General features: G+C 36.6%; 17 protein-coding genes and 2 pseudogenes. 9 read left to right on the top strand and 10 right to left on the bottom strand.

The genetic code is table 11. From position 1 onward, the window contains the following. Nucleotides 1-21: 21 nt before the first annotated feature. The 6 genes and pseudogenes from PGU50_RS08110 to PGU50_RS08085 all read right to left on the bottom strand — a co-directional run. Nucleotides 22-258: pseudogene (locus PGU50_RS08110) on the bottom strand (hypothetical protein); the annotation flags it as partial. Further along, nucleotides 230-1945, bottom strand: coding sequence for a recombinase family protein (locus tag PGU50_RS08105; RefSeq protein WP_270246630.1), 1716 nt, complete (start codon nucleotides 1943-1945; stop codon nucleotides 230-232). The gene PGU50_RS08105 and the pseudogene PGU50_RS08110, both read right to left, overlap by 29 nt. Nucleotides 1946-2039: 94 nt before the next feature. Next, nucleotides 2040-2486 carry a recombinase family protein gene (locus PGU50_RS08100; protein WP_270246629.1) on the bottom strand — a complete coding sequence of 149 codons (447 nt, stop codon included), beginning with the start codon at nucleotides 2484-2486 and terminating at the stop codon, nucleotides 2040-2042. Between the two features lie 56 nt (nucleotides 2487-2542). Then, a complete protein-coding gene (locus PGU50_RS08095) occupies nucleotides 2543-2845 on the bottom strand; it encodes a hypothetical protein (RefSeq protein WP_270246628.1) in 303 nt (100 codons plus the stop codon). A 162-nt stretch (nucleotides 2846-3007) separates the two neighbouring features. Further along, nucleotides 3008-3403 carry a hypothetical protein gene (locus PGU50_RS08090; RefSeq protein ID WP_270246627.1) on the bottom strand — a complete coding sequence of 132 codons (396 nt, stop codon included), beginning with the start codon at nucleotides 3401-3403 and terminating at the stop codon, nucleotides 3008-3010. Continuing rightward, nucleotides 3400-4767, bottom strand: coding sequence for a reverse transcriptase domain-containing protein (locus tag PGU50_RS08085; protein WP_270246626.1), 1368 nt, complete (start codon nucleotides 4765-4767; stop codon nucleotides 3400-3402). The genes PGU50_RS08090 and PGU50_RS08085 overlap by 4 nt, the downstream gene beginning before the upstream one ends. 831 nt (nucleotides 4768-5598) lie before the next feature. On the opposite strand from PGU50_RS08085, the gene PGU50_RS08080 reads away from it, so the two are divergent. Continuing rightward, nucleotides 5599-6471 carry a transposase gene (locus PGU50_RS08080; RefSeq protein WP_270246625.1) on the top strand — a complete coding sequence of 291 codons (873 nt, stop codon included), beginning with the start codon at nucleotides 5599-5601 and terminating at the stop codon, nucleotides 6469-6471. A 127-nt stretch (nucleotides 6472-6598) separates the two neighbouring features. Here the strand turns inward: PGU50_RS08080 and PGU50_RS08075 are convergent, their stop codons facing one another. Further along, on the bottom strand, nucleotides 6599-6802 hold the full coding sequence (locus PGU50_RS08075; RefSeq protein WP_178830906.1) for a hypothetical protein: 204 nt from the start codon (nucleotides 6800-6802) through the stop codon (nucleotides 6599-6601). A 213-nt stretch (nucleotides 6803-7015) separates the two neighbouring features. Further along, a complete protein-coding gene (locus PGU50_RS08070; RefSeq protein WP_178830904.1) occupies nucleotides 7016-7339 on the bottom strand; it encodes a helix-turn-helix domain-containing protein in 324 nt (107 codons plus the stop codon). 132 nt (nucleotides 7340-7471) lie between these two features. Between PGU50_RS08070 and PGU50_RS08065 the strand changes: the two genes are divergently transcribed. The 7 genes from PGU50_RS08065 (at nucleotide 7472) to PGU50_RS08035 (ending at nucleotide 12841) form a co-directional block, all read left to right on the top strand. Further along, nucleotides 7472-8305 (top strand): hypothetical protein, encoded by an 834-nt coding sequence (locus PGU50_RS08065; protein WP_178830902.1) that lies wholly within the window; start codon nucleotides 7472-7474, stop codon nucleotides 8303-8305. A gap of 1 nt (nucleotide 8306) precedes the next feature. Further along, nucleotides 8307-9350, top strand: a complete 1044-nt coding sequence (locus PGU50_RS08060; RefSeq protein WP_178830900.1) for a hypothetical protein — start codon at nucleotides 8307-8309, stop codon at nucleotides 9348-9350. Nucleotides 9351-9369: 19 nt separating this feature from the next. After that, on the top strand, nucleotides 9370-10413 hold the full coding sequence (locus PGU50_RS08055; RefSeq protein ID WP_270246623.1) for a hypothetical protein: 1044 nt from the start codon (nucleotides 9370-9372) through the stop codon (nucleotides 10411-10413). Between the two features lie 264 nt (nucleotides 10414-10677). Further along, on the top strand, nucleotides 10678-11388 hold the full coding sequence (locus PGU50_RS08050; protein ID WP_178830896.1) for a hypothetical protein: 711 nt from the start codon (nucleotides 10678-10680) through the stop codon (nucleotides 11386-11388). 11 nt (nucleotides 11389-11399) lie between these two features. Next, nucleotides 11400-11678: a cyclic-phosphate processing receiver domain-containing protein gene (locus tag PGU50_RS08045; RefSeq protein WP_178830894.1), complete on the top strand. Its 279-nt coding sequence runs from the start codon at nucleotides 11400-11402 to the stop codon at nucleotides 11676-11678. Nucleotides 11679-11721: 43 nt separating this feature from the next. Then, entirely contained in the window at nucleotides 11722-12315 is a 594-nt protein-coding gene (locus PGU50_RS08040) for a recombinase family protein (RefSeq protein WP_270246621.1), read from the top strand. Nucleotides 12316-12367: 52 nt separating this feature from the next. Next, complete coding sequence (locus tag PGU50_RS08035) at nucleotides 12368-12841, top strand: hypothetical protein (protein WP_270246620.1); 474 nt, start codon at nucleotides 12368-12370, stop codon at nucleotides 12839-12841. Between the two features lie 82 nt (nucleotides 12842-12923). Here the strand turns inward: PGU50_RS08035 and PGU50_RS08030 are convergent. Then, nucleotides 12924-13598 (bottom strand): annotated as a pseudogene (locus PGU50_RS08030) (carboxypeptidase-like regulatory domain-containing protein); the annotation flags it as partial. Between the two features lie 128 nt (nucleotides 13599-13726). Between PGU50_RS08030 and PGU50_RS08025 the strand changes: the two are divergent. Beyond that, on the top strand, nucleotides 13727-14950 hold the full coding sequence (locus PGU50_RS08025) for a transglutaminase domain-containing protein (RefSeq protein WP_270246619.1): 1224 nt from the start codon (nucleotides 13727-13729) through the stop codon (nucleotides 14948-14950). Between the two features lie 40 nt (nucleotides 14951-14990). Here PGU50_RS08025 and recG read toward each other — a convergent pair whose 3' ends face one another. After that, nucleotides 14991-17051, bottom strand: a complete 2061-nt coding sequence (gene recG / locus PGU50_RS08020) for an ATP-dependent DNA helicase RecG (RefSeq protein ID WP_270246618.1) — start codon at nucleotides 17049-17051, stop codon at nucleotides 14991-14993. Nucleotides 17052-17055 lie beyond the last annotated feature (4 nt).

Genomic DNA, 17055 nt, shown 5'->3' with positions numbered 1-17055 from the left:
ACGTATTTACGGGCTTTCCGGCTACTTTATAGGTTGTGGCAATTTGGTCATCCAGTTCGGACACTGAACCTGCCTTCCGTCACAGTATTGTGTCAGAATCGGCTGCCTTACATTCGGTCTGGAAAGATAATTTGCAAACAGTTCGTCCACCACTGTAGAAATGGAGTCAAAAACATTCCGTTCCGGAATCCATTTGTGATCAAAAGCCGTAGAAGATGTAATTGTGAAATCATAGCCCTGATTGCGATACCCCATCGTAATTGGTCATTCTGGGTTGGGGACAAAAGTGGTCTAAATCCACTTTGAAATGAATTACAACTGTATCATCTGTGATATCAATCCGTTCAATCAATTTATTTACAAGTACCCGTTTTGTTGCAACATCTGCATTCATAAAGATATCTTGCCACGTTGGCAAATTATGATATAAATTTTCCCAATCCTCCTGACTAACGGAAAGATTTTTTATATTTGTTTCCAATTCCTCAACAACTGTTTTCTGTTTCGATGCTTTGTCTTTTTGCCTTTCAATACTCTTTGCAAGGTCTTCCAACGACAATGGGTATGTACCTGTAATTGCATTTGGAATTGCATCATTCAGAATATCAATATTTTTTTCGATTTCCTGTAAGTTTCTTTTTTCACGTACAAGAATCTGTTCCTGTTGACTCTTTTCAAAAGACTGATTTTCTAAAATCTGTTCAAATATATTTTCATCTTCCTGTAATCGTCCGACATACTCAGATAATTTTTTAAATACGATTGGTTCTATTTTATCCGCACGAATCTGCTTCATTTTTTCATGTGGAACACCCTGCCATACATTTTGACACTTATAAATACTTTTCTGAGAACTCCTGCGTTCCCCTGTTCCTTTAATTGTCCAATAATCATACTTTGTACCGTTAGTCAGTTTTCGCCCACAGTAACCACAATAAGCGACATCAATCAAAGCCAGTTGTCCGTCATTTCGTGAAATAACAGTTGCCTTTTCATTCCATGGCTGTTTTTGATACTTTGTCCCTCGTTTCTGACGACTGATTTGAACTTTTTCCCACACATCACGATCAATAATAGTAATTTCATCATTTGGCTTTTCAGCAATAATCCAATCCTCTTGTGATAGAGAACGATATCTACCAGCAGTATGTTGTCTCCTTCCATATGCAGTATATCCAGCATAAATCGGATTAGTAAGAATACTTGTAATTGTACCACTTTTCCACACATCATTGGGCGCTAAATTCTTATATCTATTATCTAAATTTAATGTTGTTGCTATTTTCCCTGAACCATACTCTTTATATAATGAAAGTTTATAGATATATTTCACTACTTCTGCATGTTCTGGAACAATAACTAAATGTTTTAATGCCCTCTGATGCTTACTATATTCTCCCGAATATTCTAGTTTATATCCATAAGGAGCTTTACCACCCATAAATTTCCCTTGTTGCACAAGTTTTTTCGCAGTGTCCTTTACTCGCATACCAGTATCAGAACTACTTTTTTCTGCCATTCCATATTGCATGGCTAACTTTAGCATCCCCATAACATCTCCAAGGTCAGGAGTCAATAGTCCATCTTTGACGGTATACACATCTACTCCAAACTGTTTTAAAGACATAATATACATTGGAATCTCCAACATTCTTCTCCCCAGTCGGTCATCTTTATATGCCAACAGAATATCATATTCTCTATTTTCTGCATCACGTAAAGCTTCTTGTAAAACATCTCTATCGGCTACTGAATTTTTATAGCCACTGTTACTTCCCTCAAAATATTCTTTAGAATCTAAAATCCATTCCTCATGTTTCTTCACTTCCTCTACAACAAGCTTACGCTGAATAGATAAATCTCCATTTGCTTCCAACTGTTGGTCAGAACTTACACGAAGTAAAATTCTTACTATCTTTTTGGTATCTTCTTTTACGTCTGTCATATGATTTTCCTCCTCGATCTTGAAATACGACCATTTGTATTATCTTCACAACTCTCTTACATTTTCTGTGTTGTATTAACATGCATCTCCGTATCTAAACTGTTTTTTCTGCCATTCCATATTGCATGGCTAACTTTAGCATCCCCATAACATCTTCAAGGTCAGGAGTCAATAGTCCATCTTTGACGGTATACACATCTACTCCAAACTGTTTCAAAGACATAATATTCATTGGAATCTCCAACATTCTTCTCCCCAGTTGGTCATCTTTATCTGACACTAAAATATCATATTCTCTGTTTTCTGCATCACGCAAAGCTTCCTGTAAAACATTTCTGTCGGTTACTGAATCTTTATCCCCCACGTTATTTCCTACAATATATTCTTTTGAGTCTAAAATCCAATTTTGATGTTTCTTTACCTCCTCTATAATAAGCTCACGCTGAATAGATAAACTTTCATCCATCTCTGACTGATAGGTTGAATTTGCACGAAGTAAAATTCTTGCTGTTTTTTTAGTGTTTTCTTTCATATTTTTCATTTGATTATCCTCCTTAGATATCTGAGTACAGTAATCTGTATTTCTTTATAAATCTGTTACATTTTCTGTGTTGTCTGTTCCTTTAGAAGCGTTAACATAATTTGTTTTACTTCTTTCAACTGTGTTTCTTCCATCTCGCAATTGTTTTGTTTAGGGAAATCTAATATAACTTTAAAACCATTTGCTTCTGTTTCAAAACATTTACGTGACACGTTCTTCAATTTTGCCTCCATAAATAGATTACTTGTTACATCTTTATTTTCAGCAGGCTTGTCACATTCCTTGGATGTAAATGTGTTTATTATATGTTCTTTCCCAGAGTGATTAAAAGATGGGAATTTAGAAATTTCCTGTTTCATATCGGTACCTCCAATAAATTCATATTGTTGATGCCTTTATTTTTCGAGAAAAGTTTCCTCGCGGAGAAAGACAATCTGAATAATCCGCTTCATCTTTTGAATCATCGTAAAAGTGAATACCATTCGGAATTTTTTAATCTTGTAATATATATCCATCTGAAATCACTTTGTTTTTTTCTTACGTTTAAAAGCAGTATCATAATATTCAAGTAAATTATTTTCGGGATTCGGACTAGTCTTTACATCTTTCCTGTCTGAACTGTAGTCAACGACCTCGTCATAGTCATCCTTTGAAAATTTATATTCATGATGTTTCATTATTTTTAATTCCTGTAATTTGTACCAATTTTGTCTTAATGCATTTAGCTGTCGATTAAAACGAATGGTTTTGGGATAAAAAGTAATACCAATAATTGGCTCTCTGCCATCAGAAAAGCTACGAAAAAACTGTCCACAGCAGTGGCAAAGATAAAAATAATTACCATCCAGTAAAAAATCTTTGTTTAAAGCTCCGCATACGGGACATATTTCAACATCTATATACATTATTCTTTTCATACACATTCACTCCAATCTGAAAATATTTGTTGTATTTCTTTTGCAAGCTGTTGTTGACTTCCTGAAAATTGATCTATAAACTCCTTGAATTCGTATTCCACATCTAAAAAGAACGGATAAGATGCCCGTGAGTAAAACGTCAACCACCCCCTTATCATCGGGTCAATTTTTCCTATCTTTTCTTTTTTGCTAAAAATAGATTCGTCCAATATAATGTCTTTTGTCTTTTCTTTCAGCGAATTAATCGCCTTAAGAGTAGGAAAGCATTTTATTTTTCCATTTTGTTTACAGATTCTCCATCCCAGAAAATCAAATCCATCCGTGACTTTGCACAGGGTTGTTTTTCCTTTTGAGAGTTTCAACCCTCTGTCGGAAAGAAAATCATCAATTTTCGGAAGCAACACTTCTCGCAGACCAAATGTCGTATATACATCGGCTGGAAAGAGTAAATCATCAGCATAGCGTATAAGAATACCTCGTACATCAGAACCGATAGGCTCAACATCTGCACCGAAAGGTACATCTATGCCGAAAGGAACATCAATGCCCGAAAGGGCGTTTTTGCGGTTACTGACGCCGCATAAATATTTCCATTGATGAAGACTTTCCCGATAAACACCCTCAATACCATCCAATGTCCAATTGCATAAACAACTGGATACACTGCCACCTTGCGGTATTCCTTTCTCTGATGTATGGTAAGATTTATCCTTTATGAATCCTGATTTTAAAAACTTCCGAAGAAGTTCTGGCTTTATTGGAAAATTATCCAATAACCATTCGTGACTAATGTTATCGAAACAAGATTCTATATCTGATTTCAACACATATTCACAATCAGGATTTTCAGATAAATACTCCTCTAGCTTTGACACTGCACATTTAACACTACGTCCTTTTCGGAAACCATATGAATGTTCATCGGCATGTAATTCAGCAATTGGCTCTATTGCGAATTTATAAAGAACTTGCATTGCACGATCTTTATAAGTCGGAATTCCAAGAGTTCGATACTTTCCATTTGGCTTTTTGATATAAACTCGTTTCAATGGACGTGGTTTATATCCTCGTAAACGTAAGCTGAAAATTGCATTGAATTTATCAGTATCCGTCAGCCATAGGACATTATCTACACCTGCTGTTTTTTTGCCTTTTCTTGAACATACATGCTTGACAGCACAGGCTCTTGCATAGAACGAGTGAAACATGAATTCGGTCAAAGTTTTCCATTTACGGGTGTTGCCTTGTACATAAGCGACGTAAATTCGTCTTTGCAGCTTTTTAACTGACTTTTCCGCAAAAGCGAAATCAATTTCACTCCAACAGGTAGGCCTGTTAGTAGAAGCATACGTTTTAGCGTTCATTTTGCTATCTCCTTTCAAAAGTTCTACAAGTACGAAAATCTGAGATTTAATATTTTATGGTATAGTTATCACCTCCTTTGCTCGGGATATATTTAGCTGTAATTTCATAAGATGGTTTTTCACATCTCATGTAATATAACCATTGAGATAAAATTGTTCACTTTAGGAACTTGCATCTGGGTTGAGCATTTTATGGCATAATTTTCCGCCCCCTTTGCTTGAGATATATTTAGTTGTAGTTTTTAAGAGATGTTTTTTGTATCTCATGTAATATATAACCCGAGAGATAAAATTGTTCACTTTAGGAACTGCATCCGGGTTGAGCATTTTATGGCATAATTTTCCGCCCCCTTTGCTTGAGATATATTTAGTTGTAGTTTTTAAGAGATGTTTTTTGTATCTCATGTAATATATAACCAGAGAGATAAAATTGTTCACTTTAAGAACCAATTGATGTATAATGCAATTATCAAGAGTTTTGCAAATGCAAACAGGCTGATGCTTGAATATTTTAAGACATAGTTTGCCCCGCCCCTCTTAGGGGATATTTTGTAAGATATTTGTTTTTTACTCTATAAAGATTTAATACAAATCATTCACTTTAAAAACCTGCCAATGTATGGTTGGCTTACCAAAAGTTCTGCAAGTGCAGGCAATCGGATTTGGGATATTTTAAGGCATAATTTGCCCCGCCCCTCTTGAGGGATATTTTTTGGTGTTTTGTAAGATATTTATTTTTTATATATACTCTATAAAGATTAAGCGAAAATCATTCACTTTAAGAACTTATCAGTGTTTACTGCAATTACAAAAGAAAGTTGAGGATATAATATGGACTGGACTGAATTTAATAAACGTTTTCCAACGGAAGAAAGTTGTAGAAATTATCTTTTCAAAAAGAAATGGACAGATGGCTTTTGTTGCCCTAAATGTGAATGTAAAAAATATTGGCTACTTGATCCATATAAATACAAATGTCAACAATGTGGATATCAGTCAACAATAACTACAGGAACTGTTTTTGAGCATACACATTTATCTATGCGTCAGTGGTTTGCCGCAATTGAATATGTCGGCTTATGTGGTAATTCTGCAACAGCTTCTGGTTTAAATACAGAATTGAAAAATATAGATTTGGAAATAGGCAGTAATCGTACTCGTTTAAATATAATGAAGACGATTAAACCTGAACTATTTACACACGATAAGAAGCAAATAAATCGCCCGCTTCGTGGAAAGATTGATATATATGTTGATAAAAACACCAATATTATAACAGCAGTAGAGGTTTATGACGGAAAAATCGACCATATTCGTTTATGTGAATTACCAGAATATACGAAAAAATATTATGACGAATTCATTCTGAGTAATATCAAAAAAGGGAGTATTCTAAAACGTGCATGTGGACTTTATACCGTTAATTCCCAAATAGACGGATATATCACAAAATTTCGTGGAATTGAAAGCTATAATGCAATTTATGCTCGAATGGTTTATGAACATTTTCAGACAGTAACACATGAGAAACCAAATGAACCATCGCATTACATTGAAAATTACTGTAACTATATCAACGCTTTTACGGATTCCATCAGTTTCGATGAACTATTTGACAATATGTTAAACTGCAAGCCTAGAAAAAATCCACGAAAAGAAATAATAAAACAAATTAGACTAACAAACGGCAGAATGGGAAAATAGCCATAGTGAGAGAAAGAATTACCATTGATTTTGCAAATTTTGTTATCTAATGCATATAATTTCCCCCTAAAAAAGCGGAGAGCAAAAATCTCTCCGCCTGATATCTGATTAACATACCACTCATTATTTATTGCACCGTATCAACAGAATACACAGTTCCATCAATGGTTACAGACATCGTTCCATCCTCTTGTTTCTCAAAGCTCATATCATGCCCTGTCGTATCATAAAGAATCCCTAAAATCTGTTCTATATCTTGTGTAGAAAATATAGCTTTTTTTCTTTTGTCTAGTTCCTGAGTTGAATAAATCCTGGATTTGACTCTTTTCATAAATAACATCTTCCTTTCCTGATGTAAATTGATTATATTCTCAATCATATAAATAGAAGGTATTTCAGAAAATTTATGAAAATCTGACATCTAAGGTGGCTGACTGGTTCATTGCACCATTTTACCAATAGACTGGTAAAAGAAATGGAGAAGACCTTTGTCCTCTCCAAAAACCTATACATCATTTAAACTGTATCATGATTTCTATATTTCTTATTTTCTTTTTTGATTTACCAACATAAATACTTTGCTCTGTTCAATGCAGATATACTGTTGTTCTTCGCTTAAAGAACGGAATACTCGCAACAGCTCATTTTCCTGACGGGTAGAACATTCTTTTACTGAATGGTCTAACAGATAATCTGTAGAAACATCAAAAAAATTTGCAAACATTTTCAATGTGGCAAAATCAGGTTCACGCACATTCTGGACATAACTCCCCAATGTAGATGGTGCAATGTTTAATTTCTTTGCAAGTTCTTTTTGGGTAATGTCTCTTTCTTCAATTAAAGCACGTAGGTTATCTCCAAAACTCATAGTATTCTTCCTCCATATTCCAATACTATATGAAGAACTCTTTCTATTTCTTATAATACGCAAATAGAGTTGACAATACTCATAATGCGTTTTAAACTTAGCTTATACATATACAGAGAAAGGAGGATTGCAATGTCTTACAGTAATCAAATGATAGTTCATGCCGTTGATACAATAGAAAGCTATTTGAATAATAAATTGCCTGAAACAAAGCTATGGGAACATTCATTTATCAAGAAGCAGATTGACAGGCGAGAATATCAGAAAAATTTCACTATTGAAGACCATATTCGTGGAATGGTTTATTCCATGTTAAGTTCAGGTGCTAAATGGGGCAGAGTTGTTGATGGGATCGATGATTCAACCGGAAAAATCACTCCTATAGATGAACTGTTTCATAATTACAACATGGAATATATTTTATCCAGTTCATCTGATTTCTTTACTGAAAGAATAAAGGAAATCTGTGGAGCAACACAAAGTACAAGAAAGCAGATGGAGGCTTTAATTAAAAACAATATTCCATTATTGTCCAAGATTGAAAATCAGTATGGTAGTATTGATTCTTGTTATAAAAAATACATAGCCGAAGATTCTACTTTGAAAGGGTTAATTGAAAAACTGTCTTCTCCAGAATCCTTTTTCAAAATGAATCAAATGGGAGAAGCACTCAATGCGGAGTATTTAAGAAATGTTGGGTATGATATTGCAAAACCTGACAGACATATCCGACGAATTCTCGGAAGTAAAATCTTAGGCTGTTCAAAATATGAAACTGTTCCAATATATGAAGCTATGGATATTATCCAGTCAATAGCTGAACAAATGGGAAAGCATTGTGCAGAAGTTGACTATCTCCTCTGGATGTATTGTGCAAACGGATATGGAGAAGTTTGTACTGTAAGGAATCCTAAATGTGATATATGCGTAATTAGAAACATTTGTAATTCAGAAAGGACGATTTAAAATGGCAAGTTTATTTGAAAAAGGATTTAACAAATTCGCAGATATGGGGAACGCACTAAATAAAGAAGCAAACAAATTAGTTGGAAAAGAAGTTTTTGGAGAAATCAAAAAAATCGAAGAGCCAAAAGTTTTTCCACCATTTGAAAGCTATCCACCTTGTACTGTTGAAGAACCCGAACAATGGACTGCTCTTACAGGAAATAGCAAGCAGTTTGAGTTGGATGGAAATATAATTAACGTGTCACAAGAATTAGATACCTGTTTCCAGTATAAAGATTTATTCAAACAATCCGCTCAATATTATGCAAATCGCTTTGAATTTAGATATCATCAGTGTGTAAAAGATTATGATACACTATTACATTATTTTGAAGACATGTACATGGAAGGATTGGCTCCGATGTTGGAACGTGCATACAGTCTATTTCTTGTTTTTGGTGTCTTTAATGTTGATAAACAGACTTTTTATAATTATCAATTAGATACATACAATCGTGCTGTCACATCATACAGTACTATGTTGGGAATAACATTAGAAAAGAAACAATCCGCTGATTCCTTTGGAAACAAATTAGGCAATTCTGTTCGATTACAAGGTGGTGGGTTTGGATTAAAGGGTGCTGCAAAAGGAATCGCAAAAGCAGAAACTTTTAACTTTGGAATGAGTGCACTTGGAAAATTTGTCTCTCATCAGTTACAAATGTCTGATGAAGAAAAAGCACAAATTTTTTCTAAATTTAAAGAAGATGTATTTTTTAAAGAAGTTTATAATGACTATCTTTGCACATTCTTCTCAATGATTCAGTTTCTTGCTGACAACGGAATATTAAAACAAATATATACTAAAACTGGCAATGAATATAATACGATGATAAATAATTTGAAAAATCCTATGTTCCCGAAAGATAAAGTAGGACAGCTTCTTGCAGACATGATTTCCAAATATCCATTTGCTCAGGCTGAATATGAATTGCTTATAAATGTTTATGGAGAAAATGACGAAACCAGAGAAATTATCAATTACTTTAATTTTCCACTGAGTTAATGGAGGGATTGAATAAATTATGTCAAGACAAGAAGAATTGGAAAATCTTACAACTGCATATTATTTAGAGGATACACTCTTAATTCTTAATCGTGAGTTAAACGAACTTAACCGTAATATGCCAAGAGCACCTAAACAGCCTTTGAAACCAACAGAACCTATGGAAATGGAACCACAGAAAGTACAACTAATACAATATCCTCAAATTCAACCGCCACAGATAAAAACACCGTCAAATTGGAAAAAAGGACTTCCATTTTACATTATTGGCATAATAATTGGCGTAATAAATGATTCCTTTATATTACAACTTATAGGAAGTGTAATAACCATTTGTGGTATTGTATACTCACTTCGGTTGTTCTCTAAAGACCGTGCATGGGTTAAACAACAGAAGAAAGAGGCTGTTGAAAATATAAGAAATTCTGCTGATTATCAGAAAAAATGTAAAGAAATAGATTCTGAAAATAAAAAAAGGCAGTTGGCAGAATCCAATCGAGTACATGATGAATATCTGAAAATGTATGAACAATATGACAGCGAATGCAACGTCTATAATGATAAGTTGGAACAGTATAAAAAGGACTATGATCATTATCAGACCTATACCATGGCTACATATAATAGCAAAAAGGAAAAACTTAAGAATGTGATAACTCAAACCCATGAAACATTAGAGGAAGTATATAAGAAAAATATTATTCCTGCACAATATCGTGGGATTGGGTCAGTTGCATATTTAGCAACTTTTATGGGAACTTCTGATTATGACTTAAAATTTGCAATAGAAAGATATGATCAGGACGTATCGCATCGTTATCAACAACAGCAAGTTGATATTGCAAATCAACAGTTGAACGCTATGCGTACTCAAACTCAAATATTGAACGATGTTCTGCAAAATCAGCATTATGCCACTTATCTTAATGAACAGGTACTTGATATTCAAGAACATGGAAATAAACTTTTAAGAAGTATCAATAACTGGCAGAAAGCAGATATACTTATTAACGAGCATAGATATCAAAAAAGACAGCAGGCACTTAAAAAAGCAAAACAATAGTATATTCCCATAAAAGAAAACATCTCTTTTCCTTTATGGTTATTTCCATTCAAAAAATATCTGTAATCCAATGTGATTATGGATATTTTTTGCATATATCATAAAAGAAATTCAACCCACCGTTTCTTTTATGGTTTAGGTTGAACAGCAAATTATTACGAAATTATTAACGGATTTCAGAGGGGTTGAATGTAACATAGTATCATCTTACAATATAAATAATCAATCGACGTCGAAAGAAAAAACACAAAGGAGATGATTTCTATGAATGAGAACTTATTTTTGCTTTATAACCATTATGGAATAAAAGAAACTTTCACAGATTCGCAAATTATTTTCCATGCAGTTAATCGTTCTTATCGTGACTTTTGGCGACAGATACACTTTCATGGCAAGAATGTGTTTAATCAGGATACCAAAAACGAGTACAAATCGGAATCTTTTCTTTCTGAAAATCTGCCACGTTTGTTTGAATCAGAAACCCAACAGGATTTTGATAAAACACATTATGCTTTATGTAATACACTCATTCATATATACGCTGGAATATGCAAATGGTCATATGGTATTGCTCAAAGACTAATCAATCAGACACTTATTCATCTGATAGTAATTGAATCCAATCTCCAAACAGGATACTGGGATATAAATTCTGCAAGAAGATTTTTCCATGTACCAGTAGAAACATATACATTACAAATGGCTACTGCTTACAGAAGAGACACTTACAAACATGTATTACATTTGAAATGTGCACCGCTTGAAGATGTAACCAACCGCTATCATATGGGTTACTACAATATTGAAAAAGTATTACCTTTTGAAGAATGGGAGTTTCCAGAATATATAGAATATCAGACAACATTACGAAAGACTATAACAGAATCCTCCTATGCTGACCCTGTTGATTGGTGGTTTCAGGCATTTTGCGAGGTTGCCGGTACAAGATTTACACACATAAGGGAAAACCGCTGATTGGAGGAAATATGAAAATATGGTTAGATGATATACGCCCTGCACCTAATGGGTATGTCTGTTGTAAAAGCGTTAATGATGCAAAACGAGTAATCGAACATGCAAACGAACCCATTTCATTGATTGACTGTGACCATGATTTAGGCGATTTCGCATATGACGGTGGAGACGGAATAAAATTATTGGATTGGCTTGCTGAAACAGGTCGTTTTTATCCTGTTCGCATTCATACAATGAACCCTGTTGGAAGAGAAAATATGTTACGATTACTTGAGCGATACTGGAAATAGTGAAGAAATATATATTCAAAGAACTTTCGAGGAGTGATTGCAAATGATATACGGATACGCAAGATGTTCTACAAATGAGAATTTACAGGATATTGAACGACAAGTAAGAGAACTAAAACAACAAGGTGCTACTGATAAAACAATCTACAAAGAGTATGAAAGTGGAACGAAAACCAATCGTGCAGAATTAGATAAGCTCTTAAATATCGTACAATCAGGAGATACAATTATTGCCACTGAGGTCAGCCGATTTACAAGAAGTACTTTACAGTTATGCGAAATCATAGAATTTGTTAAAAAGAATCATATCAAACTGGTTCTTGGAACTTTTGAAGTAGACTGTAGCAAAGAACTTGACCCAATGACTGAGGGAATGTTAAAAATGATGGGTGTATTTGCGGAACTGGAACGTAACATGATAAGCCAACGTGTAAAAAGCGGAATGGAAAATGCAAAGGCAAAAGGAAAGGCAATCGGAAGACCCGTAACAACTACTGATAATATTCCATCTATTTTTTATCATTATTACCCTCAATACAAGAACAAGAAAATTAACAAATCTGAGTTAGCACGACTTTGTTCTCTTTCACTCCCAACGGTATATAAGTATTTGAAGATTATTGAAGAACAAGATTAACATTATAAATGGTGTCGCACCTAGTTAATTCCACGAAAGAGAGGTTATTTTCATGCAGGTAAGTATTTATTCCAGACAGGCAATTGAAACGCTTATCAAAGGGGATTTCCCTAAAAATTCAGCAGTTATCAGTTTTCTTGACCCACCCGATAATTATCACAATAAAAACTCTACCCCTGTTGATTATAAAAATAAGACAGAGCGGATTTTTTACGTTGCCGTACATGATATAGATTTATCCGTTCTGCCTAAATTCAACTTGAGCTATGAAACCTATTTTCCTGAAGCTGACCAGTTAGCAGAATTTATCTTCAAAGCTAAAAATGACGGACTGGATATTATCTGTCAATGCGAATATGGGGAAAGCAGAAGTTCTGGCTGTGCTGCTGCCATTCTTGAATATTTCTACAAAACAGGAATTTCTGTTTTCGCAGACTACAGATATTATCCAAATCAGGTTATCTATCACAAAGTCTTTGATGCTTTATCCAACTATCAAACAAAAATGAATGCCCCGAAAAACTAACATGTCCCACATTCTCTCAACTGAATGACTAATTCATTAAGAAATATACTTCTGCAACCCTGAGTGACCATATACGAAGTGACCATTCGGTGTAAACCCGGTTCAGCGTAAAAGACATGATTGCCAGTACATTTGCCCGGATCGTATTTTCCGGCCAGGTTGCATAGATTTCACTGGAAGCAACATTTTTGATATAATCTTTATATTTTACATAATAATTCTGTGCGGTAGAATCGCGTGGTGAGCCATTGTGAACAACAATGTATTCCGGCACGACAACTCTGCTTAGTACAATCTCACCGGTTTCGTTTACCGGCTTGATCTCGTTTTCCGGGATTTTCGGCGGATACACACCGTACAGAGTATGTGCAGGAATCACAAAGATTTCCGGGGTCTGGTCTTCCGTGACAAGTGGACGCAGACGAATCTTCTGAATTGCCGTCACACCGGCCAGTATTTCCGTTCCTGCGATGTTGACCGGCTCGAATCCCGGAGCGTTTACTTCCAGGGTATATTCCGCATATGGCTGTTCTTCATTTGTTGCATCCAGGCTATACTCCACAGGCGGTGCGTCAAGCTCAATGGTTTCACTTTGTCCGGAGCTATCGGTTGTCAGTTCTTCCAGTGTGTTTTCAGGAATACCTGTATAGGAAATACGGATTGACGCATCTGGAACAGGAAAAGAATCAATAGACGAAGTAATCTGTATCTGCAAATTTCCCCGATCAGAAGTCTGCATGGCTTTCAAAAATCTCATATCTGATATCCTCAAGGCTTTTTATACTGTCAGAAACATTATATGTAAAAAATGTCCGTGTTGTGCAAAAATGAAGGGTATGTTATGATGAAACATACAGATGAGTATTTGGAGGAATTAAATAGATTATGCGAAAAAAGATGCATCAAACAGGGAAATTTTTTTCGTTCATTCTTTTGGGACTTGGCTGTCTCTGTCTTATATCCGGAGGAATCCTGATCGGCAGACAAATGTCAGCCACTCCGAAAGCAGAGAGTTCCGCGCCGGAAGAAGTTCCTTATGAACAGGAAAAAATTACGGATGCAGAGGTTACCGGAGAATTCTACTATGAACAGCTTTCTGATGAAGAGCAAACGGTTTACCGGGAAATTCTTCAGGGTATCCAGGAAAATAAAAAAGAAATTTATCTGCATTGCAGCAACGCGAATACTGCAAATGAAGTATTTCAGAATGTGTTAAATGACAGACCGGAAATTTTCTGGTGTGATGGAAATGCAACTTCCACAGAATATTCTCAGTCTGAAGGACAGAGCCGATATGTAGTAATAGAGCCCAATTATCTTTATGAGGGAGAAGAAAAAGAACAACGGAATCAGGAGATTGAATCGGCAAGAACCGCCTGTCTTTCTGGCATTTCAGACCTTTCAGATGAATACGAAAAGATAAAATACATTTACACCTATCTCATAGATAACGTAGATTATGATCTTGATGCACCGGATAACCAAAATATTTACAGTGCTCTTGTCGGAAAAAGATCGGTTTGTGCCGGCTATGCAAAAAGCTGCCAGTATCTGCTGCAACAACTGGGTATTTACTGTATCTATGTAACCGGACAGACTACAGATCCAAATGGAGGCGTCGCAGACCATGCATGGAATATTGTTCAGTGCAATGGTCAGTATTATTATGTAGATGCAACCTGGGGAGATCCGATTTTTCTCGGCGAAGATAATGGCTATCAGATACCGAACCTGATTGCTTACGATTATCTCTGCTGCAGTGAAAAAGAGCTAGAAAAAACACATATGATCAGCACGGACTATGTATATCCGTCATGTCAGTCTGAAAATCTGAATTATTATCAGCTAAACGGCATGTATTATGATACCTATGAGCCTGGTATGTTGCGAGAAGTGATCGACAGATCGATTGAGAGCCAGGAGGCTTATACGATATTTAAAATGTCAGATGATGCAGTCTATCAGGAGATCGTGGATGAAATGCACGAAACCCTCATGGAAGAAGGTGCAGGATACCTGGGTGAGCTGTATGGACTTTGGCAGGTTTCTTATTCATACAGTGAAGAAGCATCCCTTAACAAATTTATTATTTACTGGTTTTATGAATAAAAAGATAGTGGGCAGAACAATTTGCCCACTATCTTTTTATCTACAACGTCGTTTCCAGATTGTTTCCCGAAATGTATGCCGCAAGCTTTTCACCAAGCAGTTTATATTTTTCGCCTTCTAACAGTGGATCTTCCCTCAGGATTTCCCCCGATGCTTCTCCTGCTTTTTTCAGAAGCTCCGAATCCTGGAACACATCTCCGATCCGGAAATCCATTAATCCGCTTTGACGGATTCCAAAAAGATCTCCTGGTCCCCGAAGCTTCAGATCTTCATTCGCAATAAAAAATCCATCATTGGATTTGTTCAGGATCTCAAGTCGTTTTTTTGTCTCTTTCGTCTTCGAACCACTCATAAAAATACAATAGGACTGGTATCTGCCACGTCCTACGCGCCCGCGGAGCTGATGAAGCTGTGCCAGCCCAAAACGCTCAGCATTCTCCACCATGATCACCGTAGCATTCGGCACATTGATACCAACCTCGATAACTGTTGTCGACACCAGGACCTGGATCTCATTCTTTGCAAATGCTCCCATGATCTCGTCTTTTTCTGCCTGTTTCATCCGCCCATGAAGTGCAGCGATCCGGATCTTGTCACCCATCTCACTTTGCAGAAGCTGCGCATAGTCAAGAACATTCTCTGCATCCATTGCCTCGCTCTCTTCTACCATCGGACAAATCACATAGCACTGTCTTCCTTCGGCGACCTGCTTCTGCATAAAGCGGTAAGCAGTCGGTCGGTAACTGGTATCCACCACACAGTTCTTGATTGGCAGACGGTTTGCCGGAAGTTCATCAATCACCGAAATATCCAGATCTCCATATAAAATGATTGCCAGTGTTCGAGGAATCGGTGTCGCACTCATTACAAGAATATGAGGAATTTGTCCTTTCCCGGCAAGTGCCTCTCTCTGACGGACACCAAATCGATGCTGTTCATCGGTAACAACAAGTGCCAGATTCTGGTATTCCACCTTCTCCTGGATCAGCGCATTGGTTCCCAGAACAATCTGCACTTCTCCCGCAGCAATCCTCTGATAAGCTTCCCTTTTTTCCTTTGCTGTCATCGACCCGGTCAAGAGCTCGGTTTTCACCGGAATCTGATACTTTTCCAGCATCTCTATGATTGATTCGTAATGCTGCTTGGCCAGAACTTCTGTCGGAGCCATCATTGCGCCCTGATAACCGTTCAGTGCCGCCAGAAGAAGAGCCAGAAGCGCTACTATTGTCTTACCAGAGCCAACATCCCCCTGGATAAGGCGTGACATCACTAGCTTTCCGCACATCTCCTCCTGGATCTGTTCCCAGACTCTCTTCTGTGCTCCGGTCAGTTCATATGGCAGATTTGCAAGAAAGCGGTCGATTTCCGACCGCCTTTTTATCACAAATCCGTTTTCGGCACGCTCATTTCGCTCCCTCGTCCTGCGAAGAGCAAGCACGAAAACTAAAAATTCTTCAAATACAAGTCTCTCTCTTGCATGGTAGAATTCTGCCTTATCCAGTGGAAAATGTATCCCGCGGATCGCATAGTTATACTCAGCCAGATGATATCGAAGGCGCAGATCTTTCGGTAGATCATCAGAGACGAGATCCAGATATTCCATTGCACCTTTAACCGCTTTTGCTACCGCATTGTTCGTCATACCGGCAGTTAACGGATAAATTGGCTGAAGAGTTCCACACTTTTTATCGTAACTATCCGGTGGTGAAAATAACTCTGGATGCTCCATAATCAGCTGATCCTTTTTTGAAACTACCCGTCCTCTTATGATAACCGGCATTCCCTGCTTCAATGTATTACGCAGAAACGGCATACGAAACCAGATCACCTTCAAAGTACCAGTCAGATCTTTTACGTATGCTGTCGTAATCTGCATACGCTTTCCTCCTCCAACCTGTACCCTTCCGTATATCACACCTTTTACCGTGCTGATCTTTCCTTCTTCCAGCTCTCCTACGCTTACCGGCTCTTCATATACATCATATCCTCTGGGATAATAACGGAGCAGATCGCCGATGGTAAAAATTCCCATCTTGTGAAACAGTTCCTCGGTTTTTGCCCCGATTCCTTTCAGGTTACGGATTTCTGACTGCTCATTCATAAGC

Source organism: Coprococcus sp. AM11-30B (assembly GCF_027674365.1).
Taxonomy (GTDB): Bacteria; Bacillota; Clostridia; order Lachnospirales; family Lachnospiraceae; genus Allocoprococcus; species Allocoprococcus comes.
The sequence above is the reverse complement of the archived record's forward strand: the minus strand, read 5'-3'. Positions and strand labels throughout refer to the sequence as shown.